Genomic DNA, 24,839 nt, shown 5'->3' with positions numbered 1-24,839 from the left:
TGCGGTAGAATTCGAATTCTTATCGAGTTACAACACCTTCGCCGGGATCTGCATTGATTCCCTGGTTTTCGATGATGTCATTGGTAACCGTAGAGGTATCTACGCCGATCTCGTCCAGGTACACAATCCCGCTGGGGATGGTTTCACCGGCTTCCCGGCTCTTGATCCAGGAAGAAATCTGGGATGCCTGGCGGGGACTGGATTGTCCGTCATAATCCCAGTAGCCGGCCTGTACATTCCGGAGGGCGAAGCGGTTAAAGTCGAATCCCATGATCTTAACCTTACCGTTCTTTCCGTGGGTAATGCCTGCGGCATCCAGTGCCTGAACCGCACCCTGGGCCATACCATCGTTCTGGGCATAAATCACGTTAAATTCCTTCCCGGCAGTAATGGCAGCTTCAACAACCTTCCGTGCCTCCTCAAGGCTCCAGCTGTCTCCCCCGGTTCCGTCGGCAACAAGGTTGATTTTTCCCGCATCCCGGGCCTTCAAGACTGCATCGCTCCGTCCTACCTCTGCGGCGGAACCCAGCTGACCGCGAATCAGAATGACGTTATACTCGTCTAACCCTTGACTGAGCAGCCAATTAACAGCAGTGGTGCCCTGGGCGTACATATCCGAGACAAGGGCTGCCTGGTAGTTGGACGCATTGGTTTGAATGAGCCGGTCGAAGAGGAAGACGGTTACACCGGCGGTTTTTGCCGACTGGAGTACGTTGTCCCAACCTGTGGCGTTGGCGGCGGATATGAGCAGGTAATCCACCCCGTCTCTGATGTAGCCTTGAGCAGCAGCAATCTGTTCGCTGTTGTCTGCAGTATTGGTCTGCCGGGCATCATAGCCGTTAGCCCGGGAGAAAACGCTGTTCATATCCTCAACGTTTGCCTGCCGATAGCCGGACTCCTCCGGGGGAAGGTTTACGATCCCTACCTTGATGAGATCGCTGCCGCCTGAAGCCTCTTGACCACCTCCGGCTACTACAATCCCGCCCACTGCCAGCCAAAATACCAGAACCAGGCCGATGGTCTTGGTAAGACTATTCAACCGGGGCTCCCCATGATTAGAAACTCTTCGCAATGACATTTCGCACCTCCATTTGATTCGAAACGACCCTATTGTTATAACACGGCAACGCCGCGTAGATTCCGTTTAATTCCAGCGCTTAGGGGGAAAAATCCCCTCATGAATGAAAAATCCTGGTTGCGTGTACGTTCACGCTTAAGGTTACTTTGAATCCGGTTTGGCAATCTGTCAATCTTTTTCTTACTTTTTTTGGTGATTTCACTGCCTCAGTCCCCTGGGAGGGGTTTTTTCCTGTCCCCCGGGGCAAATACACCTCCCGCCGTGGCTGGGTGCCTCTCGGAAAACGAACCGGTGTAGCCTCCCGGTAGGGATCCCTTCCTCCCAGGCGGCAACTGCCCGTACTATCATGGGGGTACGCCGGATATCCCGGGTTCATTCCCCCCCAAAACGGGAACTCACCGGGAACCCAAACCGGTCTGCCCTGCAGCTGCCCGGGTTTCGTGCTGGCCAGCTGAGAAGGATTGTAGTAGAGTGATGCTGTGAAAGAGACAACCGTTACCGTCAAGGACATTGCACGAATCGCTCAGGTTTCTATAGGAACCGTTGACCGGGTTATTCATAACCGGGGCAGGGTCTCTGATACTACCCGGGCCCGGATCCAAAAAATAATCGAAGAGACCGGCTACTCGCCGAACCTTCAGGCAAGCAGGCTTTCGAAGGCGAAAACCTGGACGGTTGCGGCAGTGTTCCCCCGGACGGATCAGGACAGCGGCTTCTGGGAGGAATCGGCCCGGGGACTGGCCAGGGCGAATGAAGACTATGCAGGCCTGGGTCTACGGAGTATTCACCTTCCCTTTGACAGAACCGAACCCCGGGACTTTCACCGGGCGGTGGAGGAGGCCCTGGCCGGAGGTAGCGACGCCCTTCTCCTAGCCCCGGTACTTACCGATCCAGCCCGGGAGGCCCTGGCGGCCGTGCCGCCGGAGATGCCCCTTATTCTGTTCGATACCCCCCTGCCCGGTTCAGGAGCAGAGACCTTCGTCGGTCAGGATGCCCACGCCGCGGGAAAACTGGGTGCCCGGCTGCTCTGTCTTGCCGCGAAATCCGCGCGGCAGCTTGCTGCGGTAGCCATTAGCCCCGGGGATCACCACATCGACCAGCGGATTCAGGGCTTTCGTTCCTTCCTCGAAACCGAAACAGCCGGTGCAATCTCCCAGGTATTTCAACTGCACAACCCCGACAACCCCGATGCTATTGACGAGGTGTTAGCCAACATCGAATCCGCACTGCCCGAGGTCTCGGGGCTCTATGTTGCAAACTCCGCGGTAGGCCGGGTTGCCCGGCGGGCGGCTCTCCGGGGACTCGATTGGCTCATTATCGGTCACGATATGACTCCGGGAAACCTGGAAGCCCTTCAAGAGGGTCAAATCAGTTTCCTCATCAGTCAGCACCCCTCCCTTCAAACCTTTGAAGCCATGCGTCTGCTCTGGAAACACTTTGCAATGAAAACCAAGCTGCCGGACACCCTCTCCATGCCGATTGATATTATCAGCCCCGAGAACTGGTCCTATTACCGGGAGATTTAGCCCTTCTGGCCCAGCCGGCTGCTTAGCATCTCCTGATTAGCACCTCCTATGTAGCCTCCCCGGCAATTCACGGTACCGCCATCCAGGGGGCCGCTCACCCCGGTGCCATGTCCCCTGAGCCCCCGTTAAACCCCACAGGAAAAAAATCGGATGAACTTTATTTGACAACCGGTCCAACTAGGCGTACTATGGCTTTGTGGTTGCGTGTACGTGCACGCAGCCACAACGAAGGTACCTGCCTCCGGGCGGCCGATCCTTCCCAAGCATGCGACTGATAAGAGGTAAGAAGATGAAGCGTTTTACCATCGGCCTGGATTTCGGTACATCCAGCGTCCGCGGTGTTTTAGTGGATGTTTCCAACGGAAATACCGCTGCTGAAGCCGTATTTCCGTACCCCCACGGAACCGACGGGGTTCTCATTGATGCCGGGGACAGCAACCTTGCCCGCCAGCATCCCCAGGATCATATCGACGGACTCCAAGCGGTGATCCGTTCCATACTAAACCAAGGATCTACAGAATCAGCTGTTGAAGCTGACCAGGTAATCGGAATAGGCGTGGATACCACCGGATCTACACCGATTCCGGTGGATCAGGACGGCACCCCCCTGGGGTTGAGGCCCGAGTTCGCCCAGGAGCTGGATGCCATGGTATGGCTGTGGAAGGATCATACCGCCTTTGCCGAGGCTGCCGACATAACCGCTGCTGCCCGGGAACTCCATCCCGAGTATCTGGGAAAAATCGGGGGCACCTACTCCTCGGAATGGTTCTGGGCGAAGATCCTCAAGTGCGCACGTTCGAATCCCCGTGTATCCGCTGCGGCTGCAACCTGGGTTGAACATGCCGACTTAGTACCCGCCATTCTCACGGGAAACACTGCCCCAGATGGGATTCCCCGGGGGATTTGCGCCGCCGGCCATAAGGGCCTGTTTCACGAATCCTGGGGCGGGTACCCTGATCGGGAATTTCTCACGGCCCTGCACCCCGAATTGGGCCGTATCCGGGACAGCCTGCCGGCCCACGCCCGTACCGCTGAGGAACCTGCGGGCTATCTGACCCCGGAGTGGGCGGACAGACTCGGCCTTCCGGAGGGGATTCCCGTGGCCCTAGGCGCCTTCGATGCCCACTTTGGAGCCGTCGGCGCCGGAGTTGGCACCGGTGTATTGGTAAAAAACATCGGCACCAGCTGCTGCGATATTACCGTGGCCGACGGTTCCGACTCCCTCCCGGATATTCCCGGGCTCTGCGGCATTGTGCCGGGATCGGTACTCCCGGGATTCCATGGTCTTGAAGCGGGGCAATCAGCCATCGGGGATATTTTCAACTGGTTTGCCAAGATTGCCGGACCGGGAAGACCCACCGGCGAGGTGCTTGCCGATCTGGAGGATCAGGCCCGGAGGCTGCGTCCCGGGCAGAGCGGGATACTGGCCCTGGACTGGCAGAACGGAAACCGTACCGTTCTGGTAGATCAGCGGCTCACCGGACTGTTCATTGGATTAACCCTCCATAGCACCCCTGCAGAGATGTACCGGGCCCTGGTGGAGGCCACAGCCTTCGGCGCCCGGGTCATTGTAGAACGTTTCGAGGAGTACGGCGTAAACACCCGCCGGGTGCTTGCCTGCGGCGGAATCCCCTATAAAAGCCCTATGCTCATGCAGATCTACGCGGATGTCCTTGGCAAACCCATGGAATTATCCCGGAGTACCCAGACTGCAGCCCTGGGCAGTGCGGTGGCAGCTGCTGTAACAGCGGGAGCGGACCGGGGCGGATACGATGATTTTTCCTCGGCCATGGGGGCCATGACCGGTACCCTTGATGAGGTCTACACCCCCGATCCCTCCCGGCATGAAGTCTATACCCGGTTATACGGGATCTACCGGAACCTTCATGACGCCTTCGGCGTGCCAGGAGCCTCCCCGGACCTGTATGCTGCCATGAAGCGGCTCCTGGATATAAAGGACCGCTCATGAAATATCCTGAACTTCGCCAAGCTGCCTTTGAGGCAAATCTGATGCTAAAAGCTGAGGGTCTCGTGGTGCTTACCTGGGGTAATGCATCGGCCATCGACCGGGACCTGGGTTTGTTTGCCATAAAACCCTCAGGCGTCGATTACCGGGAGCTCCGGGCCGAGGACATGGTGGTGCTGGACCTCGAAACGGGCACCATCGCCGACGGATCTAAACGGCCTTCATCGGATACTCCCACCCACCGTGAGCTGTACCGGGGTTTTCGGACCATCGGCGGTATCGTTCACACCCACTCGATCCATGCAGTAGCCTGGGCTCAAGCCGAACGGGCGATACCCGTGTACGGAAGCACCCATGCGGATCACTGGGCGGATCAGATTCCCCTGGTGCGCCCCCTGACTGCCAAGGAGATTGAAGAAGAATACGAAAAGGCCACGGGTACCGCCATCCTAGAGTCCTTTCTCGAGAGGGGGCTTGATCCCCTGGAGCATCCGGGAGCCCTGTTACCCCACCACGGTCCCTTTACCTGGGGCCGGACAGCCATGGATGCTGCCAGGAATGCCGTGGCCTTGGAAGCGGTGGCCCAAATGGCGGCCCTCACGGAGCAAATCACCCCAAAACCCCAATCCATACCCCGCCCCATGGCCGATAAACACTATTCGCGGAAACACGGCCCCGGGGCTTACTACGGACAGATAGGAGACAAGACATGAGCGTATTTTCAGACAAAGAAATCTGGTTTATTACCGGAAGCCAGCATCTTTACGGCCCCGAAACCCTCCAGCAGGTGGAGAAGGATTCGAAGGTAATCGCCGCAGCCCTGGACGACAGCCCGGAGATACCGGGAAGACTCATCTTCAAAGAGGTGGTCACCACCCCGGACCAGATCCTCGCCGCCTGCATCCAGGCATCGGCGACGGAGGCGTGTATCGGGGTAATCACATGGATGCATACCTTCAGCCCTGCCAAGATGTGGATAAAGGGACTGCTCCAGCTGACAAAACCCATTCTCCATCTCCACACCCAGATGGGCCGGGATATTCCCTGGGGCCAGATCGATATGGACTTTATGAACCTGCACCAGAGCGCTCACGGCGGCCGGGAGTACGGCCACATTATGAGCCGTTTGGGAAAACACCGGGAGGTTGTCGTCGGCCACTGGAAGGATCCGGAGGTGGTAAGGAAGATCGGACACTGGATCCGCGCCGCCCGAGGAATCGCGGAAACCCGGAGCCTCAGGGTGGCCCGGTTCGGGGATAATATGCGAGAGGTGTCGGTAACCGAGGGCGATAAGGTGGGCACTCAAATCGACCTCGGCATTGAGGTCTCGGGGTACGGCGTGGGTGATTTAGTTGAACGGGTTACTGCCGTTACCGATGCCGAGGTTAACCGGGTCGTGGAAAAGTACCGGGCTCGGTACGAGGATAAGAGCGGACACCGGGTGACCCAGCTCCGTACTGCGGCGAGAATTGAAGCGGGGTTGCGTGCATTCCTGGAGGAAGGAAGGTTCGGCGCCTTCACAACCACCTTCGAGGATCTCCACGGTCTGGATCAGCTTCCGGGAATGGCGGTCCAGCAGCTTATGGCTGACGGTTACGGATTCGGTGCAGAGGGGGATTGGAAGACAGCCGCCATGCTCCGGACGGTCAAGCGGATGGGCGAGGGGCTGGCCGGCGGCACCAGCTTCATGGAGGACTATACCTACCACCTGGATCCCGCAGAGCCCATGGTTCTCGGGGCCCATATGCTGGAGGTCTGCCCTTCCATCGCAGCACCGGGGAAAAAACCGAGTTTAGAAGTCCACCCTCTGGGAATCGGAGGCAAGGACGATCCGGTCCGCCTGGTATTTGACGGTGCCCCGGGGCCGGCGGTCAACGCATCCCTCATAACTCTGGGGGGGCGGCTCCGGCTGATACTCAATGCAGTGGAAGCGGTAAATCTCCCCGAAGCCATGCCGAAGCTGCCTGTGGCCCGGGTCCTCTGGAAACCCCTGCCGGACCTTAAAACCGCAGCTGCCGCCTGGATCCTTGCCGGAGGCGCCCACCACACGGTCTACACCCAAGCCGTGCCCCAGAGTGTCCTGGAAATGTACGGTGCCATGGCAGGCATCGAGACCCTGGTCATCGACGGTGAAACTCGGCTGCGGGATTTTAAGAACGAGCTTCGCTGGAACGATGCTGCCTACGCCCGGAACTAGGGGGCATCATCTGGTAGCGCACAAAGGATAATCATTTATACCCGGCAGCAAGGGCCGGCAGACTTCCAAAGCCGATGGCAAACAAGTTTTTGCAATCGGCTTTTCTCTGCACTATATTTATTACCAAAATACTATGCCTTATGCGGGGATCCTGTATAACGGTAACACCGGAATGGAGGCGTTACCCGTCCCCGCGGCTCCCGAGAGGAAGGTACCGCCGTGGTTTCCATTGACTGTAAGGACGACTGTAACAATGCCCCGCGAAAAGCCCTGCTGCGGGATCTGAACATCAGCTTTGCCCGGGGAGATGTGGAAGAAATACTCTCCCGATTATCCGAGGATATCCTCTGGCGGATGGTGGGGGACCGGGAGATTCAGGGAAAACCCCGGGTTCGGGAGGTGTTAACCGCTATGGCAGACCAGCAGGCCCGGGAGCTGCACATCCATCACATCATTACCCACGGCGCCCAGGCCGCCCTGGACGGGGTCATGCTCTTTCAGGACGGTTCGAGGGTTAGCTTCTGCGATGTATACATCTTCTCCGGCCATAGCAAGACGGCAAAAATCAAGGAAATTATCTCCTACAATTCTAAGATAGGTGGGTAAAAGGAGGCCGCTATGTCGAAACTAGGGGCATGCATTTGGTTGGATAACCAGGCTGCCGAGGAGGCTGCCGAGTTTTATACGGGAATATTCCCGAATTCACGGATTACCGCAAAGACCTACTATACTGAGGTTGGACGGGAATTTCACGGACAGGAGCCGGGATCGGTTATGACGGTGGAGTATCAGATCGACGGATTCAGCTTCACTGCTCTGAACGGCGGGGCATCCTTCACCCCGAATCCATCCATCTCCTTCTTTGTCCGCTGCCAGGATGCCCGGGAGGTGGACCGAATCTGGCAGGCCCTGACTCCCGGGGGTAGGATTCTCATGCCCCTGGACAGCTACCCCTTCAATGAACGCTACGGCTGGATTCAGGACCGGTTCGGGGTCTCCTACCAGGTTTCGGTTACTCCGGCCCCTGAGGGACAGCGGGTATCCCCGTGTCTGCTCTTTGTGGGGGAGCAATGCGGTAAGGCGGAGCAGGCCATGAACCACTATGCCTCGGTTTTTCCCGGTGCTTCGGTGGGTGAGATCGCCCGCTACCCCGAGGGGATGGAACCGGATATTCCAGGAACGGTGATGTACGGAGAGATCCATATCCTGGATCGCCAGATCATTGCCATGGACAGTGCCCAGGACCATGGTTTTTCTTTTTCCGAGGGGATTTCGCTGGTGGCGGACACCCCAAGCCAGGAGGAGCTGGACCGGTACTGGAACGCCCTCTCCGCGGACCCCGGAGCGGAGCAATGCGGCTGGCTCAAGGACTGCTACGGCGTATCATGGCAGATCCTTCCCAACGAGGCCATGAACCGCCTGCTGACCTCCGAAAACGAGGCCGCTAAACACCGTATGCTCCAGGCTATGTTTACCATGAAAAAGATCGACATTGCGGCCCTGGAACTATTGGGATAAGCGGCAGCCCTGATCGCCACCGGGCTGGCCCGCTCCTTCCCGAAAGGCTCGGGGCGGTATGGGCGTACCAGCCTGATAATGGTAGCGGTTATCGCCACCGGGCAGGCTCCCGGTGATAGGGAGGTACGATGCATCCAAGGTCATGGAAAATCATTCTGCTCATTGCAGGTCTGCTCGGCACGGTACTCAGAATCCCTGCCTGGAGCGAAGCTATTGTCCCGCCGCCGGTCCCGGGGCGTTTAAATCACCTAGGAGAAACAGCCCCGCAGTTTTTGGGACAGACCGCCGCCTGGCTGGCGCTTCGGAAATACGCTCCGGGGTGGGAGGCCTACCTGGATGACGGTGCCAGGGTTGAGGAGAGCCAGGGGTACCATAGCTGGACCTACGAGGTGGGGGCCTATGTTTCGCTGGTTTCGGCGGGATTGGTGAGCTTTGACCTTCGGGGGCGGCTGATGTTTCAAAGCGCCGTGTCTCCCAACGGGCACTGGTACTTTCTGGCATCCAGTTTCCTATCGGATCTAAAAGCCCGCCTGGGACTCAGTACCGCCTGGGGCTTTCCCTACCTGTATTTTCGGCATAGCTGTAAGCACGACCTGGATCAGGCACGTCGGCTGATCATGCACCAGGGCTTCGGGGCGGGCTACCAGAGCCCGGATTGGAATATCCTGGGAGCCCGGCCCTTTCTCCGGCGAACAAGCCTTACCCTGGAGGGGGAGGCGAATATTCCCGCGGTTTTTCCGGATCAGCCCGTGGAGATATACCGGTGGGGGCTTGCCGGAGAGCTGGAGAGTACCCTGTGGCAGCCCGCCCCCTGGCTCGGCCTGTTTGCCCAGGCGCGGGGGGTGGTGCTGGGTAACCGCCGGGACTCAGAATCCTGGATTGATGTGGATTACCAGTTTCGGCTGGGGGTCCGGTTTCAGAACGATGGCAGCTCCTATGCGGTGTACTTGGAACACGAAAAGCTTAGCGACCATTGGGCGGTGTATCAGCCGAAACCGGCCTTTCTTACCTCTGTGGGGATTCTGTTTCTGGGGAATCCTGGGGCAGCGCCCTGACCCGCAGGGAGAGTTCGGTACGGTTGCGTACCCCGAGTTTTTGCATGATGTTGTGGAGATGGTTTTTAACGGTCCCCTCGGAGATGAAAAGGCTTTCGCCTATCTCCTTGTTGCTTAGTCCCTGGACTACCAGGGTAATGAGCTCCCCCTCGCGTTTGGTAATAGAATAATCCTGGTGCAGCCGCGGCCAATCAAGGGCTGGGGGCTGAGGATCAGGGTTAGGAGACGCGGCGGCAACTGCCAGGGCCTTCCGGGAAGCGGCGAGGGCCAGGAGGTTCGCAAAAACAAAAAAACTCAGCACGGCTACAATGGTGGAAATGAGGTGGGCGGTGCTGCGGATAGTTCCATCCTGAGAAAAAAGTTCCAACAAAAACCCGAAGGGAGCAAAATCCCGGGATAAGACCAGCTCCCAGTTATGCACCGATTCGCCCAGAACCACAAAAAGGATGATCAGGATAACCCCGATCATCACCAGGGCGGAACGGTCTCCACGAATCAAATTCAGGATGAACTGCAGGGTAGCTGCCGAAAGCCCGATCAATAGTCCGATGAGGTAAATGAAGACAATCTGCGAATAGAACAGGACGGGTGTCACCAGCATCACGAGGAAATTGAGGAGCACAAACCCGGTAACAGCCAGGGTGATGCGTCGATCCAATTTGCCGGGATAGAGGAGATCGATGATCCACACCAATAGCACCGGTACCCCATGGCTGGTTAGGTACTCCAATTTCAGCTGCAGCACCCAGGGGAACTCCGGCAGCACCTGGGTAACGAGCATTTGGCCTAGCATGAGAATCCGCACCACCAGCACGCCGAAAAATACCGTTAGAAGCATAGAGACCTTCGGTTTTCCAGGAGACAAGAAAAACAGGAAGAGATTGTACAGCCCCAGGGCAAAAAAGTTCCCCAGCAGCAGCAGGTCATACATGGTCTCGGTGGTTTGGAGATTCTCAATCTGGTTCACCGTCCCAATCCGTATTGCCTTCCACAGTCCTCCCCGGCGGTGGTGAAAATTAGAAACATGGAGAACGAGCATGATCTGGCCATTCTGTACGGGCACCATGGTTTTAGAAATACGGTATCGGGGAATCGAGCTATCTGCGGTCTTTCCGGGAACCCCGCTTGAGGCTATAGGTTTTCCATCCGCGTAGAGGGTGTAGGCGGTGGAGGCATTGGGAATCCATAGGCCGACCTGTTCCAGCTCCCGGGGCAACCGGATTTGCAGGGCATAACTTGCATACCCCTGGCCGGGAAGCTCCCGGTTTTGCCACGGGGTACCGTTCCAGGAATGGGGCATGGTAAAGGGTTGACCACCCCGAGGAATATCCTCCATCCGGGTTACCGGATCAATAAAGTCCTCCCAGAAAAACATCCACTCCCCCTCAATGTTTCGGGGGCCCAGCTCGGGTAGAGAAAGTCCGGATAGATCCAGGATGCCTTGTTGTGCACTAGGTTGCGGGGGATTGATCTCGGACCCGGGGACAGGCGGTTCGCTGTTCTGTTCGGTCCGGCAGCTCATCGTACCCAGGAATCCCGCGGTTAGAACCAGGAGGGTGAGGATGGATTTAGACATGGATACCATGGAAACTCCGGTGCTTAAGAATATCCTAATCTTCCCAGGGACTTCAAGATGACGATGCCGGGTAAATTTGCCCCGGAGTACGAAAAATGTAACGAAGGTTACATGGAATAATTACGACTGTATTACTAATCTTTTCTCCTGAACGGGTTTCTGTTTCAAAGACGGTGCGAGAGCGCACGACCGGCGAGGTCCAGGGAGGTAGAGGTGAATACGGTTGTCAGAATTATTTTTTTGGTGCTTAGTATGGCGGTGTTAGTGGGATGTACTATCCTGGATGGTCAGGATCCGGACGGCAAGGATCCCGACCTGGAACAACCCGGGGGGGAGGGGCCCCTCTCCGGGATAACCGGTACAGCCCGGTTTTACCCATGGGATACCCACGATCTCTACTCCACGGCGAATCTCAGCGGCTATGTAGATCTATTGGTGGGTACCCAGGAACTGAGTATACCTGCTTCGAGCTTTTCTTTTTTCAACTATTACTATCTGGAAGCGCCCTTCGAGGTGGCCGTACAAGCCGACGGCCCGGTACCCATTTTTCTCTTCAGTAACCTTGAGTATTCGGATCCGCCGATTTTTGAGGGGCCTGTGGCTTATGCCGGGGTGGCGTTGGTTGATGCAGTACCGGGCCAGATGACCGACATGTATGAGGGCATTCCAGCCCTGGCCCCCAGCGAATACCAGGATTTTTATGTGCCGCTTCATGTGGATGCCGGATACACCCCCACGGGGATTCCGGAAATAACGGACTTCAGGGTCGATACAACGGACAGCTCGGTTCCCTTTGTTTCTGTCTCGGGATCCCTGGCCAATACCGACCTAGCCGTTGCTGCCCTGAAAATAAACAACCGCTACCTCCTGGTGGATCTAGAAACCACGGGAGGGGGAATGGGGAGCTTTACTCAAACCATAGATTTGCAGCCCGGTACCAATACCGTTGAGCTTCTCGGGGTGTCGACCCAGGGACATACCGTGTCGGAGCCAAAGACGGTAACCTTTTCCCCCCAGGGCAGCCCGGGTTCCGGACCGGATATATACGCAACCCTAACCTGGGATTGGCCATCCAGCAATATGGATATCTTCGTTTGGTATTTTGATGAAACAGCCCCGGATGGATCGAGCACCGCCCGGTGGCTACTGGAGGCGAACAATCCCGATGTACCTCCGGCTCCCAATGGCCTGGCATCCAGCGGCTTCTTCGGCGGGGGTACCATTGGGCATGCCCAGGGCAGTGAAATCACCTTCATTTATGAAGAAACGCCTGCCTACCTGACCCTCAGTGTGGATGATCAAGCCGGAAGCTACAGTCTCTCCATGGGAAACGGAGGGGACGTGGTCTTTGACCTTACCGGGAGTCTGGGCGGCCAGGGCGGTTTTTGGGACGGTACCGGTACAGGGACATTCGACCTCGGCATACCGGAAACTGCTACGGGATTTTTCGCCACAGGGGGGTTCGGGTTAGCAACCATGACCGGCGTAACGGGTGTACTGACCATTACACATAATGAAACGGGACTGGCAACCGGATCCATCACATTAACGGGACCCCAGCAAGCCAGTATCCCCGCCACGGACTTCACCCTCAGTTTTAGCGATGCGCGGTATGAGCAGACCGAACAGGGCACCCTGTCCTCCAGCAATCCCTACATGAACCTGGACCTCAAGGAATCCCAGGGCTACGGGCCGGAACACCTGACCCTCTACGATGCCCCTGACGGGTATTACGTCTTCGCCGTCGCCAGTATTTCCATGACCGAACCCGAGCACTCACCGAATTCCTTCCTGCATTCCCGGGTATTCCTCGGGGCTCAGATCGGCGGTAAGGAGTACCGCTTCAGCCCCCATTGGTTCGAACACCACCACGGGGACCCCCTCACCCAACAGAACGCTCCCGAGGCCTACTGGTTCAGGGCCTTCGATGTCCGGATCAATCAGGGTAAGGAAGCCGTGATTTCCCCGAATACCACCCTGGAATTACCCGGCTACCCAAGCCTCAGAGGGCTACGGTGATGAGCCCCATCCTCTTCCCATCGCCCTCCAGGAAAGAATTCAGGACGGAACACCCCCAACATCAGGGCCCTCGGTACAGATCACGTTCTGAAGGCCCGCAGACCGCTGAGGTTCAGAAAGAACCTCGATCTAAAGCCTCGAAACAAAGGAAGGACACAGCCATGAAATCTGCAATTCCCCATATAAACTCATTAAAATCCCGGGTATTACGCCCCGGAGGACTCGCCCTACTCCTGTCGATCCTGGTGCTCGGTCTCGGGTCCTGCGATCTTTTACCCGGCCCGCCCCCGGAGGACGAACCGGACCCGGGAAACGAGCCAGCAACAGCACCGGATCCTCGGCAGAATATCGGCCGAGGCTACAATATCTTCGGAAACTACGCAGATACCAAGGAGGTTCGTAAGGCGGTCTTGGACGGCAACGCCCTGGACCAGGATGGCCTGATTGAAGAAAGGACCATCGAAACCAGTTCCTTCCAGGCGTTTACCGGGACAACCATCTCGGAGTATTCTTCTCAGTTGGCTGTGAACGTGGGAATCTCCGGTGGCTTTAAGGCCTTCAGCGGTTCGGTAGAAACCAATTTTTCAGCCGACACCTATAACCGGGCGGAGTTTTCCTACGCCACCATTCAAAGTCAAATCTATAAAACGGAACTAGCCATTAGTACAGCAGACATAGATACCCTCGGGAAGTATCTGACCCCCCAGGCCCGGACCGATATAAACAACCCCGATACGGATCCAGCGGAACTCTTTTCCACCTACGGCACCCACATCATCCGCGGTCTATACACCGGCGGCAGACTGGACTACAACCTGGCTTCCGACATGTCCCAGATTACCACAGCCCGGAGCCTATCCGTCCTGGCCTCAGCCAGCTTCGATGCCAAGTTTGTATCTGCCGGGATTTCCGCGGAAAGCCTATCGGAAGAGGAGCGGAGCCTATTCGAATCCAACACCCGGAAAACCCTGAATGTGTACGGGGGGGCCAGTGAATTCGGGCAGAACATTATAAACGATAATGACTACCGGGCCTGGATCGACAGTGTGAGCGATTATCCCCAGTTTGTCGGATTTCCGCCCTCGGACCAGACCGGGGGCGGCGGACTGACGGGTATCTGGGAGTTCGCCCAGGACCAGGAGCGCAGTGAGGCCATCCATGCTGCCTTTTTGCAACTGGCGGATGAGCAGGGTTTGGACGTTAATAATTCCCTGACCGTGGAGGTAACCCTCACTAAGGTGGTACTCCATAGCCATGATGACGCCGGCTCCACTGCGGAACTATACGGTCATGGGGGATTTGACGGATATCGGGCAGAAAATAACCTTGCCTTTTACGGCGCCCATCTCTGGTCCGTCTCGGAATCCCAGGCTGACGATTACGGAGAACTCGGAGCGGGCCAATGGATCACCGTAAACCGCAGGGAAACCCGGACCTTCCAGGATTTTAATGAGTCTACGGCCTTCATCGGACTCTGGGGGCATCTATGGGAGGATGACGTTACCAGCGATGATGACCTGGGTGATTCCTGGGCCCATATCTACATGCGCCATGGGTGGAACGGCGTGACAGAACATAAACTTCACTTCCGGAATGCCGGAACAGAGGCAGAACTCATCTTTACCATCGGGATTGTAAAGCCATGAGGCGCCGCCAGCCTGGCCCGGGGTACACCCGGTTACGAGCCCTGAGTACTCTGCTGTTGGGGCTCATCGGCTGCACTGTCCTCCCCCTACCCGATGAGGGGGAACCCGGCCCCGGACACCAGCCCCCGGACCAGTCCACCGGTGCCGTCATCGTGGCCGTTGAGGGACTATCCTTTGTAAACACCCTTCTGGGAGAACTAATGGAGATTACCGGCATGGAAGCCGAACCAATGGACGATAGAGACACCTACCTCTCCCTGGCCCTGACCGCCCTGCTCTCAGACCCGGACTACAAAATCTCATCCTTCCCTTGGAGCGGAAATGCCACCGGCGACACGGCCAAGATCCTTGAAGACCGGGGACCGAACAGTCTGCGGCAATTCCTCCGGGAGAAAAAGGATTACGCCGAATCCCTGGGGCTCCCCTTGGTTGTAGTAGGACATAGCTGGGGAACGGTCCTGACCTACCTCGCCTTATCCCTGGAAGCTGCCGAACCCGATCCCCTGGAGGTGGATCTGTACATCACCCTGAGCTCCCCCCTAGGTACCCGTCTGGGGCATCCCGGCACCTACCCCGAGGAAGCCGTCATTGATTCCTACCTGGAGGACTGGCTGGAAACCCTGAACTTTGAAACCACCAGCCTCTTCCGCCCCAGGGCCGCGACCATGGTGAATTTCTGGGCCTGGGGGGATCTCATATCCGGACCCCTGGAGGAGTTTGTTCCGGCGGAAACCGGGGTAACAGACATACGGGTGGATGAGGGTCTTTTCGACCGCCCCTTGGACACCGATTTTTCCCGTACCGCCGCCTACTCAAACCGGAATCTCCTGGATGCCCAGTTCTGGCACAAGTTTACCACGGCGGATCCGGTGGTTCTCGGGGATGAGTACATGGATTACCGCAGCCAGGACTTCATCCGGGATGTTCCCACGGCATTCCATGCCTTTTTAGCGGATCTTAGATTTTACATCCACGGTGCATCGGGGCGCCCCCGAACCTCCCCCCACGACCTTCGGATTGAGGTTGCCGGAATCACCGTCATACACGAAACCGAGGGTGACGGATTCCTTAATCCCGCTGACGACGCCGCCGAGTATTTCGGGTACATCACCCTGGCCCAAGGGCAGGAAAAAAAGCGTATCAAACGGATCCGTAGCGAGCATGACAACATCTCCCTCGAAACAGGAGACTACTATCCCCTGAATTGGAGACCAATCATGTACATTGACGACCCCTCCGAGGAACTAGTCATAACCGCCGAGTTCTACGAGGATGAATTGGGCGACGACCTATCCTTCCCGGGCATATATACCCGGACCATCTCCCTCAGCGGACCGGACCGCCCTTCCCTCCCCCATGAGGAGTACTTTGATGTCTCCTGGAAGGATTCCACCCAGGGTGAGAATACCCTGCGGCTGCACCTGACCATAGCCCCCCGATAGGCCTTCAAACCGCCCTACCTCCCGGGATGTTAGGGCAGATCCAGGGGCTGGGTGACCTGCAGATCCGGGCTGACCCGCCAAACACCATCTCTGCGCAGAACCCTCAGGGTGAAATCCAAGAATCCGTCCTCACCCTCCAGGCGCAGGGTAACCTGGTATTCATCCTCCCCCACCTGCTTCGAACCGGTCACCTCCTGGCGGGAGAACATGGGCAGGGAACCCTTCTGCAAGGATTCGTTCGCCTCGGTCAGCAAGCCGGAAACCGTCTCATGATCGCCCTGGCGGAGGGCCGTCATAAACGATGAAGCAGCTCCCACAGCCCCGTCTCCGGGTTTCTCCCCTGAACATCCCGCCGCAACGAGGATCGAACATGCCAGCACGAGAGCGGGCAAAACGCCCCTGGACCAAATCCCGGGGAGCCGTTTTTTGCGTGTTGTCATTCTATCTTCCTTTTTTAGGGTGATTTTAACGGGACACCATCCTCCGGGCAAGGAGTTGCCGGATGCTGTCCGGGGTACAAAAAAAGCCCCTGTACCTGTTACCGTACAAGGGCCTTTTGCACCGGCGGTCTTCATCAGGCCCGGAAATCCTCCCGAACCTGAAAACCCGCCTGATTTTAGTACTTAACGACGGTACCGGAAATCTTGATGGTGTACGGAGCGTACACGTTACCGGTTACTGAGGTCAGCAGCATGTCAAGGAATTCAGCGCCGTACTCGATGGTTACATCAACCGCGCCGTTTCCGCCGAGTTTCGCAATTTCATCCTGGATTGCTTCCTCGATGTCGTCCCCAGGGGCATTTGACCGGATATTCACCAGAGTGGTACCGGCGCCGGAACCCAGGAGCTTAAACCCGGTTACGGTGGTGTTAAACTCACCCAGGGTCTCAACATTTGCCGGAGCCCCGTAAGAAAGACCTTCAACCTTCATGGTTGTACAAGACGCGAAGAGTACCATCAGTACTACCGCTGCTACGAGAAGTTTTGCAACCTTCTTCATATCAACTCTCCTTTTCGTTGTTGTATTCTCCCCTTAGTATAAGGAGCAACAGACAATAATCAATACCCTTTTACAAAAACTTCCTGTAATAGTCCACTTACCTGAAGTTTTCCTAATTAACTCAAGGAGATTTTAGCATATGCTATTTGCAGGAAAATCCTATTAATGTTTTTTTCTAAAAATTCAATGAAACCTTAGTACTGAAGGGAAGTGCGTGCCCAGCCTCGCCCCAGGCCGATCAACCCCTGGAGCTGTCTATCCTCGGTTTCTCCGGAGCGCTATAGTATTCTTGAGGAGAAGGTCATGGAGCAATTGGTGTATGCTGTTAACGAGCCGGTTGGAGTAGAGGAGTTTATCCGGGTTTTAAACCGCTCGGGATTGGGTGAGCGGCGGCCGGTTCAGGACCGGGATTGTATCCGGGGGATGCTGGAGAACAGCAATCTGGTGGTGACCGCGCGGATCGGGGGTACTCTAATCGGTATTGCCCGGTCGGTAACGGATTTTCATTACGCGTGTTATTTGTCGGATCTCTGTGTGGATAGGGATTACCAGGCCAGGGGCATTGGAATCACCCTGCAAAAAAAGACACGGGAAACCCTCGGGCCTCGGGCTAAGCTCATCCTCCTGGCAGCCCCTAAGGCGGCTGGGTACTATCCGAGGATTGGATATACAAACCACCCTGGCTGCTGGATTATTACCCCCGAGGATCCCCTAGGATAGGGGGCTGGAGCCGGTCGGGTCCCAGCCTGCCTTTCCCGGGGCTTGTTCGAATCTCCCGGCCTGGAAGATCCGGTCAGTAGGTGATCCGCACGGGTGTCGGGCGGGTTATCAGGGTTCCGTCGCCGAGCTGGCCCCGGTCATTTGCCCCGGCAGCCCAGAGGGTACCGTCGGTTTTCACAATAAGGGTATGCTCGATCCCGGCGTACACTGCGGCGACATCATCCATCACCGGAAGGAATTCGTAGATTGTGCTGGTATGGCCAAGGCCGAGCTGGCCGTCTTCGTTGAGTCCCGAGGCCAGGAGGGTGCCGTCCTGGGTGATTACCATGCTGTATTCGTCCCCCGCCGACATGGCTGCGACGCCGGTCATTATTTCATAGGGGTCTTCGGTGCCTTCGGCGTTGGCGCCCCCTCCCAACTGCCCCTGGCTGCTGCTGCCGGTACCGTAGAGGGTGCCGTCGGCGGTCAGATACAGGGTGTGGAAGCCTCCCGTGGATATGGCGACCACATCCGTTGGGGAGGACACGGCGGCAGGAATGGAGCGGGACGTGGTATCTCCCACCCCCAACTGACCGCTGTGGTTTGCCCCTACCGATAACACACTGCCCGGGGAGGTAAGAATGATGGTATGGGACTGTGCCCACCCGGCGCTTGCCAGGGCTACCGCGGTGGTAATGCCCGGTGACTGGGCGGGGGAGTCTTTGTCTGTAGTGGTATTATCACCTATCTGACCGTATTGGTTTTGGCCCATGCCGAAAACGGTACCGTCGGTGGTCAAGATGGTTGAAAAGGCATAGGCGGCCTGCACATCCAGTCCGTTAGTGATACCGGTCAGGGCGGTGAAGGTATTCCGGTCATCGGTGTCTCCCAGGCCGAGTTGGCCGGCAATATTCCAACCGGCTGCCCAAACAGCACCGGTTTCGTCAACCAGGAGGGAGTGGGAAAGCCCTGCCGAAGCGGCGGTAATGGGTTCATCCGTGGGAACCGGTGTGGGAAGCAGCCGGTCATCGGTGTCTCCCAGGCCAAGCTGCCCGTTGGAATTCCTGCCCATGGCAAAGAGGGTTCCCTGGGTTGTGACGATAAAGCTGTGATCGTACCCCAGGGCTACATCTGCAACCAGGGCGAACCACTCGGCGTACAGGGTTACATCCTCCCCTTCTATCAGAAAACTATCCCCCGGGGCATAGGAAACGCCGCTGCCGTCCGGCTCGGTGTTCCAGCTGAGGATTCCGTACCCGGAACGGGTCAAATCTCCGGGAACAACAGCCGCCGTCACGGACGCTCCCGACTGGTAGGTAGTATCATCCACCGGCGGTTCTCCGCTGTCGGCGCCGTTGCCGTCATAGGTCACCAGGTAGGTTTCCGGGACCACCTGCCACTGGGCATAGAGATCCGTAGATTCGGAACCGAATATGAAGCTGTCGCCCCCGGCATAGGGTGTGCCGCCGCCGTCCGCCTGGGTATTCCACCCGGAAAAGCTGAAGCCGGGCTTCGCCAGGGAGCCGGTATTACCGAATACAACCGCCACGTCGCCCGGCAGGTACTGCCGGGAATCCACGGGCACACTACCTGACTGGGCACCGTTGCTATGGTACACCAGGGTAGCTCCGGCTTCCGGCTCCTCGCCTCCGAAGATACCGGTACACCCGGTGAATAGAACCATGATCCCCAGTAATCCGCCAATAGAAACAACCCGGATAAGCAGTTTCTTCATTTGCTCTTCTCCTTTTCCAACCCGTTTCACCCTTCCGGGGGCCGGCTCACAGCCGTTGAATACGGGGGTATAATTTTGGGGACCGTCGGATCGGGGTATATTCTCCCATAAGACTCCCAAGGCTGCTATGACGCATAGTGCTCCTAACCGGCGATGCCCATACCCAATTAATGGCTGCTGAGGCTTGACTATTCCATAGTACTTTAGTCATAATTTTGGGCATCCGAGGATCTTTCGGGGGATGTTGGTTGGTATTCGCCCTGGCTGTGTTTTTCAGGGGGTGTCGTGAGTTGAATCCGCTCACCAAGAGACATGTAGCCCTTCTCTTGTTCACAGTGCTGAACTGCTTTGTACTCTCCGCTCAACATCAGCAGATTCCTCATACTGACCAGGATACCCAGACCCCCAGGGCCGAATCGGGATGGATGGACCTTTCGGACTGGAGCTTCCAGGAACAGGGGATCCTGGAGCTCACCGGTGAGTGGAGGATTTTTTGGGAAGAGCTGCTGGAACCCGGAGACATCTCGCCGTCCCAAGGATCCCAGGGCTACGAGGCCGGAGGCTCGGCGGCCGTGTTCGAAATGCCTGGCACCTGGAACAGCTGGCGGCATAACGGTAACCCCGTGGGGGGATTCGGCTTTGCTACCTTTGCCCTGGATCTAACCTTTCCACCGGATATGTCCCGGGCTTCCCTTTGGATTCCTAATCCCTCCACGGCATATTCCCTCTGGATAAACGGCAGACTGGTGGCAAAAAGCGGTGATGTAGGAACCTCCCCGGAAACCTCCCGGCCCCACTACCGTATGGATACCGTAACCTTCGATGTCCCCCGGGGAACCACATCCATCGTCGCCCAGGTGTCCAACTACCATCACCGCCGGGGCGGGATGTGGAAACCCCTCAAGCTCGGTACACCGGATCAAATCACCGCCCTGGATAGCACAGAAACCATGTATGACATCTTTCTTGTGGGCAGCTTCCTGACCCTGGCATTCTACAACCTCGTGGTCTACCGGAACCGTAAAAACCCCGCGGCCTTGCTCCTGGGAATCATGTTCATTACCATGTCGGTACGGGTAGCCGTCACGGGCAATATGCTGGTGAGCCGGCTCATCCCGGATTTTCCCTGGGTTCTCCAGCTGAAACTGGAGTACCTTTCGGCGCCCCTGGTGTTCTTAATCTTTATCCGCCTCATCGAATCCGTGTATCCCCGCTATCTGCCACGCTGGGTAACCCTGCCCCTAACCTTCTTGATAGCCCTGGATATTCTGGTCGTACTGCTGGTCCCGGTTCTGACCTACTCCAGGATCGTAATCGTCTATAACCTTATTAAGAGTCTGATACTCCTGGTGATAACCCTACGCTTCGCCGTTGCAGCCCTCAGGGGTGCCCGAGAAGCCTGGGCCATGATCGGAGCGGTAACCATGTTTCTCCTCATTACCCTGGGGGAGACATTCCATTACTCGGAGATCCTTCTTTCCCGGGACTTCGCTCCCCTGGGATTCCTCCTCTCCCTGTTGAACATACCCGTATCGAATGAAATCTACCTGAACCTCATCACCACCGGGATAACCCTTGCTGGGATGGTAGCCATCGGGAATACCCTGGCGGTATCGGTTTCCAAGGCCTTGCATCGGATTGAGCCCCGGTTAGAACCCATCGACTTTTCCACCCTCACCGCCGAATTCGGTATCACCCCCCGGGAAACGGAGATTCTGAATCAGGTGGCCCTCGGGAAAAGCAACAAGGAGATCGGCGGCATCCTATTCATCTCCGAGGGCACGGTGAAAAATCACCTCTATAGTATTATGCGGAAGCTCAAGGTTTCCAACCGTACGGAGATTGTCCTGCGCCTGCAACGCGAATCCCCAACCAAGGGAGAAGGAGTTAGGCATTCCCCATCCGAACGTTGACCTATATACATTGCGCCCTATGGAATACAGCAATGTTTAAGGAGGGCCCATGAGCCGTCATTCTTACCGTTCAGGATATACCCCATCACTGCTTACGAGCATCCTAGGCATGCTCTGTTGGATATTTCTGGTACTTCCCCTATCCGGACAGGACCAGACAGGTTCAGCAGGAGCCGATCGTCACGGCGACCCCGCAGCAATTCCGACGGAGCTGCAGGAGGTGTTGCAACAAGAATTCCCCTAGGATGAGCAGGCCGGGTTGGCCTACGAGATCGTGCGGGTGTTTACCACCGGGGCGAATCAGACCGCCCTGGCGATCATTGATGATTATTCCTTCCGGATGAGCCTGGGGGTATTTCTCGGAAAAACCGCCCAGGGCTGGCAGATTATCTACAGCGACAGGCTTACTAACCTGGAACCCCTGGTGTATTACCCCGATGATTCCTTTACCCAGGAGAACCGGGCCCGGATAACCCAGACCGTCCCGGAATCCGAGCTTACACCCCTCATCTCCGACCTCGCCTTGTTTTTTGAAGAGATCTACGGCGATTCCTAAACCCCGGGAGTAGTTCCGCAGGGGGCAACACTGCGATCGTTCCTGCACCCTAGTTGTAATACCCCCGACCTAGGGTATACTGCCCGGTATGCCGGGAAATAAAACGCCAACCCACTCCCGGGTGCTCATCCTCTGCCCCCTTTTGGCTGAGGCTCAGCCCATCATCGAGCACCTGGGCTTAACACAGTATGAAACCCGTCCCTTCCGGGTATTCCGCGGCGCCGAGAAACCGGTGCTTCTGGTTACCGGAGTGGGCGGATCCGCCGTCGAAGCCGCCCTGGACTGGCTGTTTGGAGCTGCTTCTGAACATGCTAAGCGTACATGGCATACCATTATCCTGGCGGGCACCGCAGCCGCCCCTCCCCCCAGGCCGGTTCCGAGGGACCCTTCTGACCAATCCCTCGGAGAACCGGTATTCGTCCTGGGCCAGCCGGTCCTTGCTCGATCCTGCCGCCGTGAAATCACCCTGGACGAAGAGTTGCCAATCACCTGCCCGCTTCTGGGAGGAGTACTCCAGGCCGCGTTGATCACTGTGGACCAGCCGCTCACAGACTGGGCTGGCCTTCGGAAACCCGGAATAGGAATAATCGCGGATATGGAGGGCTGGTACGTGGCAAGGAAGGCTGCTGACCTCTGGCCGGAGGCACGATTTTCGATTGTTCGGGTGGTCTCAGACTATGGTGATTCGAATGTTCCCCCCAAGGAGCAAACCAGGGCCTACATGGCCGGCTGCCTGGATACCCTGGATCGCCTGGTTTCAGTCCTGGCAACCGAACCCGGTCCGGGCATCCATACCGGCATTCCGGCCACCAAAGAATCGGTGGTACGAACCATAACCCGGAGCCATGCCTTCCAAGCCTTGGATCCCCGGGATGCCAAAGCCCTGGAGATCGCCTGGAATCACCGGCGCTTCAGCTTCCAGGAGCTGAGGCAGGTGGTAGATTGGGCAGCTGATCTTCGCAGCTGGGATGAGGTGAATCTGGAGCAGGCGGTAAGCCGAGGAATATGCCGATTTGAAGATCTGCGGCGGCTCTGGCGGGAGACGAGGGACCGGGAAAAATCATACACGGATTTTACGGGGATGGAGCTGGCCACCCCGAAGCACCGCCGTTTGGTGGACAGGCCCCAGGATGCATTGGCCCTAGGGGACTGCCCGGTAGCATCCGCCAAGACCCGGTGCTGCAACCTCAAAACCCTGGACGTCATCCAGGGCTGCGGCTTCGACTGCAGCTACTGTGCCATCAGGACCTTCTATGACCCCGGCCGGGTGGTGTTCGATCCGGACTTCCCCGAGAAGCTTGCCGCCCTGGAACTGGACAAGCACAAATCCTACCACATCGGTACGGGCCAAAGCTCCGATTCCCTGCTGTGGGCCGAACGCCATGGCGCCCTGGACGCCCTTCTGGACTTTGCCCGCCGCCATCCCCGGGTCATTCTGGAGCTCAAAACCAAATCCGGGGACGTCAGCGCATTGCTCACGCGACCGGTACCGGCAAACCTGGTATGCACCTGGAGCCTCAATACCCCGGTAATCATCGACCATGAGGAACAGGGAACCGCAAGCCTCGACCAGCGTCTGGACGCCGCCCGTTCCTTGGCAGACCGGGGCGTCCTGGTGGGATTCCACCTGCACCCCATGGTCTGGTACCGGGGCTGGCAGGAGGACTACGCCGGGCTCTGCCGCAAATTGAGAGCAAGATTCGTCCCCGGGGAGGTAGTAATGGTGTCCCTGGGCACCCTCACCTTCACAAAACCGGTCATCAAGGCCCTTCGGAAGAGCCTGATCCGGAGCAAGATTCTGCAGATGCCCATGGAAAACGCCCAGGGAAAACTGAGTTATCCCCTGGAAATCAAGGAGCAGCTCTTTACCCTGGCCTACCATGAGCTTGCGGACTGGCACCGGGAGGTGTATTTTTACCTCTGTATGGAGGATCCCCGGCTCTGGACCGCGGTAATGGGGCGAGAATATCCGGATAACCCGGCCTTTGAGGAGGATATGCTTACCCGCTACGGGGAGAAAATCTCCATGCATTCCGCCGGCCGAACCCTACCCGAGGAGGAATACCGTGAATCAGACCGCCTCTCCACCCCCTAAGATCCTCTACCTTACCGGAAGCACCGGAGGTATGGGCAGGGCAATTCATGCTGAACTGGCATCCCGCCCCCAGTACCGGGTTGTTCCCGTCCTCTCCCGGCTGGAAAACCAGGAGGCCTTGGTCCGGGAGGTGGAATCCCTCCTGGAGGAATCACCCCCCTGGGGGATTATCAATGCGGCGGGTTTCGGTATGTTCCGCCCCCACGAGCAGATCAGCCCCCGGGATATCCAGAACATGGTGGCGGTGAACCTGACCGCCCCCATGGTACTGGCTAAGCTCTGCCTTCCGGCCATCCAGAAAAACAGCGGCCGGATCATCCACATCGCCTCCATCGAGGCCACCAGATCCTCCAAATGGGCAGCCCTCTACAGCGCCACCAAAGCAGGTCTACGCAGCTTCAGCCTATCCCTCCAGGAAGATTTACGGCGCTTCGGAGCCGGGGTCACCTGTATAAACCCCGACCTCACCCGCACCGGCTTCTTCGACAACCTGGAATTCCGCCCCTCCCCGGACCCCGCGGCGGCCATTGAGCCCGCCGAACTAGCCCGGATCGTAGCCGACATTCTGGAGCAGCCGAACATCGTTACCGAAATCACCATCCGCCCACCCATCCTGGGCATCCAAAAAGGCCCCCGGACCTGATGCGTCGGCCCCCCATCCTTGGAATCTAACAGGGTCCCCGGGCCGGAGGCACCGGCAGGTGGCTCTGAGACACCGGCACGTAGCTCTGAGACACCGGCCCCTAGCTCTGAGGCCCCGAACCTCTGATCAGCCCCCCCCTGCCTCCCCTTCTGAACCCCGCCCCGGAGCCAAGCCT

At 57.5% G+C, this 24,839-nt stretch carries 22 protein-coding genes; 16 read left to right on the top strand and 6 right to left on the bottom strand.

What is annotated here, in order from left to right:
• Nucleotides 1-19: 19 nt before the first annotated feature.
• Nucleotides 20-1,078 (bottom strand): substrate-binding domain-containing protein, encoded by a 1,059-nt coding sequence (locus tag DC28_RS07990; RefSeq protein WP_052078620.1) that lies wholly within the window; start codon nucleotides 1,076-1,078, stop codon nucleotides 20-22.
• Between the two features lie 479 nt (nucleotides 1,079-1,557).
• Between DC28_RS07990 and DC28_RS07985 the strand changes: the two genes are divergently transcribed.
• The 7 genes from DC28_RS07985 to DC28_RS07955 all read left to right on the top strand — a co-directional run bounded on the left by DC28_RS07985 (nucleotide 1,558) and on the right by DC28_RS07955 (nucleotide 9,340).
• Complete coding sequence (locus DC28_RS07985; RefSeq protein ID WP_037547551.1) at nucleotides 1,558-2,604, top strand: LacI family DNA-binding transcriptional regulator; 1,047 nt, start codon at nucleotides 1,558-1,560, stop codon at nucleotides 2,602-2,604.
• Nucleotides 2,605-2,893: 289 nt separating this feature from the next.
• The gene (locus DC28_RS07980; RefSeq protein ID WP_037547548.1) at nucleotides 2,894-4,573 is read left to right on the top strand and encodes a ribulokinase; all 1,680 of its coding nucleotides are present in this window, start codon (nucleotides 2,894-2,896) and stop codon (nucleotides 4,571-4,573) included.
• Nucleotides 4,570-5,283 carry an L-ribulose-5-phosphate 4-epimerase AraD gene (gene araD / locus DC28_RS07975; RefSeq protein ID WP_037547545.1) on the top strand — a complete coding sequence of 238 codons (714 nt, stop codon included), beginning with the start codon at nucleotides 4,570-4,572 and terminating at the stop codon, nucleotides 5,281-5,283. Before DC28_RS07980 ends, araD begins: the two co-directional genes overlap by 4 nt.
• Nucleotides 5,280-6,767 carry an L-arabinose isomerase gene (araA, locus tag DC28_RS07970; protein WP_037547543.1) on the top strand — a complete coding sequence of 496 codons (1,488 nt, stop codon included), beginning with the start codon at nucleotides 5,280-5,282 and terminating at the stop codon, nucleotides 6,765-6,767. Before araD ends, araA begins: the two co-directional genes overlap by 4 nt.
• Nucleotides 6,768-6,986: 219 nt before the next feature.
• A complete protein-coding gene (locus DC28_RS07965; RefSeq protein ID WP_037547541.1) occupies nucleotides 6,987-7,373 on the top strand; it encodes a nuclear transport factor 2 family protein in 387 nt (128 codons plus the stop codon).
• A gap of 12 nt (nucleotides 7,374-7,385) precedes the next feature.
• Nucleotides 7,386-8,285, top strand: coding sequence for a VOC family protein (locus tag DC28_RS07960; RefSeq protein WP_037547540.1), 900 nt, complete (start codon nucleotides 7,386-7,388; stop codon nucleotides 8,283-8,285).
• A gap of 128 nt (nucleotides 8,286-8,413) precedes the next feature.
• On the top strand, nucleotides 8,414-9,340 hold the full coding sequence (locus DC28_RS07955; RefSeq protein WP_037547538.1) for a hypothetical protein: 927 nt from the start codon (nucleotides 8,414-8,416) through the stop codon (nucleotides 9,338-9,340).
• Here the strand turns inward: DC28_RS07955 and DC28_RS16840 are convergent.
• Nucleotides 9,291-10,925, bottom strand: coding sequence for a LuxR C-terminal-related transcriptional regulator (locus tag DC28_RS16840; RefSeq protein ID WP_037547537.1), 1,635 nt, complete (start codon nucleotides 10,923-10,925; stop codon nucleotides 9,291-9,293). The genes DC28_RS07955 and DC28_RS16840 overlap by 50 nt on opposite strands.
• Before the next feature lie 204 nt (nucleotides 10,926-11,129).
• Between DC28_RS16840 and DC28_RS07945 the strand changes: the two genes are divergently transcribed.
• The 3 genes from DC28_RS07945 to DC28_RS07935 all read left to right on the top strand — a co-directional run bounded on the left by DC28_RS07945 (nucleotide 11,130) and on the right by DC28_RS07935 (nucleotide 16,023).
• Nucleotides 11,130-12,935, top strand: a complete 1,806-nt coding sequence (locus DC28_RS07945) for a molecular chaperone DnaJ (protein ID WP_037547535.1) — start codon at nucleotides 11,130-11,132, stop codon at nucleotides 12,933-12,935.
• 161 nt (nucleotides 12,936-13,096) lie between these two features.
• Nucleotides 13,097-14,581 carry an MAC/perforin domain-containing protein gene (locus tag DC28_RS07940; protein WP_037547533.1) on the top strand — a complete coding sequence of 495 codons (1,485 nt, stop codon included), beginning with the start codon at nucleotides 13,097-13,099 and terminating at the stop codon, nucleotides 14,579-14,581.
• Nucleotides 14,578-16,023: a hypothetical protein gene (locus DC28_RS07935; protein ID WP_037547530.1), complete on the top strand. Its 1,446-nt coding sequence runs from the start codon at nucleotides 14,578-14,580 to the stop codon at nucleotides 16,021-16,023. The genes DC28_RS07940 and DC28_RS07935 overlap by 4 nt, the downstream gene beginning before the upstream one ends.
• 29 nt (nucleotides 16,024-16,052) lie before the next feature.
• Here the strand turns inward: DC28_RS07935 and DC28_RS07930 are convergent, their stop codons facing one another.
• Nucleotides 16,053-16,463: a hypothetical protein gene (locus tag DC28_RS07930; protein WP_037547529.1), complete on the bottom strand. Its 411-nt coding sequence runs from the start codon at nucleotides 16,461-16,463 to the stop codon at nucleotides 16,053-16,055.
• Between the two features lie 176 nt (nucleotides 16,464-16,639).
• Nucleotides 16,640-17,023 (bottom strand): hypothetical protein, encoded by a 384-nt coding sequence (locus DC28_RS07925; RefSeq protein WP_037547527.1) that lies wholly within the window; start codon nucleotides 17,021-17,023, stop codon nucleotides 16,640-16,642.
• Nucleotides 17,024-17,326: 303 nt separating this feature from the next.
• Here DC28_RS07925 and DC28_RS07920 point away from each other — a divergent pair, with 303 nt between their 5' ends.
• Nucleotides 17,327-17,743: a GNAT family N-acetyltransferase gene (locus DC28_RS07920; protein ID WP_037547525.1), complete on the top strand. Its 417-nt coding sequence runs from the start codon at nucleotides 17,327-17,329 to the stop codon at nucleotides 17,741-17,743.
• Nucleotides 17,744-17,816: 73 nt separating this feature from the next.
• Here the strand turns inward: DC28_RS07920 and DC28_RS15475 are convergent, their stop codons facing one another.
• Both DC28_RS15475 and DC28_RS16435 read right to left on the bottom strand, forming a co-directional pair.
• Entirely contained in the window at nucleotides 17,817-19,457 is a 1,641-nt protein-coding gene (locus DC28_RS15475) for an RCC1 domain-containing protein (RefSeq protein WP_156104628.1), read from the bottom strand.
• Nucleotides 19,458-19,660: 203 nt separating this feature from the next.
• Nucleotides 19,661-19,840 carry a hypothetical protein gene (locus tag DC28_RS16435; protein WP_156104627.1) on the bottom strand — a complete coding sequence of 60 codons (180 nt, stop codon included), beginning with the start codon at nucleotides 19,838-19,840 and terminating at the stop codon, nucleotides 19,661-19,663.
• Nucleotides 19,841-19,882: 42 nt separating this feature from the next.
• Between DC28_RS16435 and DC28_RS07910 the strand changes: the two genes are divergently transcribed.
• The 5 genes from DC28_RS07910 to DC28_RS07895 all read left to right on the top strand — a co-directional run bounded on the left by DC28_RS07910 (nucleotide 19,883) and on the right by DC28_RS07895 (nucleotide 24,664).
• Nucleotides 19,883-21,370, top strand: a complete 1,488-nt coding sequence (locus tag DC28_RS07910) for a LuxR C-terminal-related transcriptional regulator (RefSeq protein ID WP_156104626.1) — start codon at nucleotides 19,883-19,885, stop codon at nucleotides 21,368-21,370.
• A 49-nt stretch (nucleotides 21,371-21,419) separates the two neighbouring features.
• A complete protein-coding gene (locus DC28_RS16430) occupies nucleotides 21,420-21,614 on the top strand; it encodes a hypothetical protein (RefSeq protein ID WP_156104625.1) in 195 nt (64 codons plus the stop codon).
• A gap of 15 nt (nucleotides 21,615-21,629) precedes the next feature.
• Entirely contained in the window at nucleotides 21,630-21,926 is a 297-nt protein-coding gene (locus DC28_RS07905) for a hypothetical protein (protein WP_037547521.1), read from the top strand.
• Between the two features lie 88 nt (nucleotides 21,927-22,014).
• Nucleotides 22,015-24,021, top strand: coding sequence for a spore photoproduct lyase family protein (locus tag DC28_RS16425; protein WP_156104624.1), 2,007 nt, complete (start codon nucleotides 22,015-22,017; stop codon nucleotides 24,019-24,021).
• Nucleotides 23,993-24,664: an SDR family NAD(P)-dependent oxidoreductase gene (locus DC28_RS07895; RefSeq protein WP_037547520.1), complete on the top strand. Its 672-nt coding sequence runs from the start codon at nucleotides 23,993-23,995 to the stop codon at nucleotides 24,662-24,664. Before DC28_RS16425 ends, DC28_RS07895 begins: the two co-directional genes overlap by 29 nt.
• Nucleotides 24,665-24,839: the final 175 nt, after the last annotated feature.

The organism is Spirochaeta lutea, from assembly GCF_000758165.1.
Classification (GTDB): Bacteria; Spirochaetota; Spirochaetia; order DSM-27196; family Salinispiraceae; genus Spirochaeta_D; species Spirochaeta_D lutea.
Note: the sequence above shows the minus strand (reverse complement) of the source record. Positions and strands in the feature narration are given on the sequence as shown.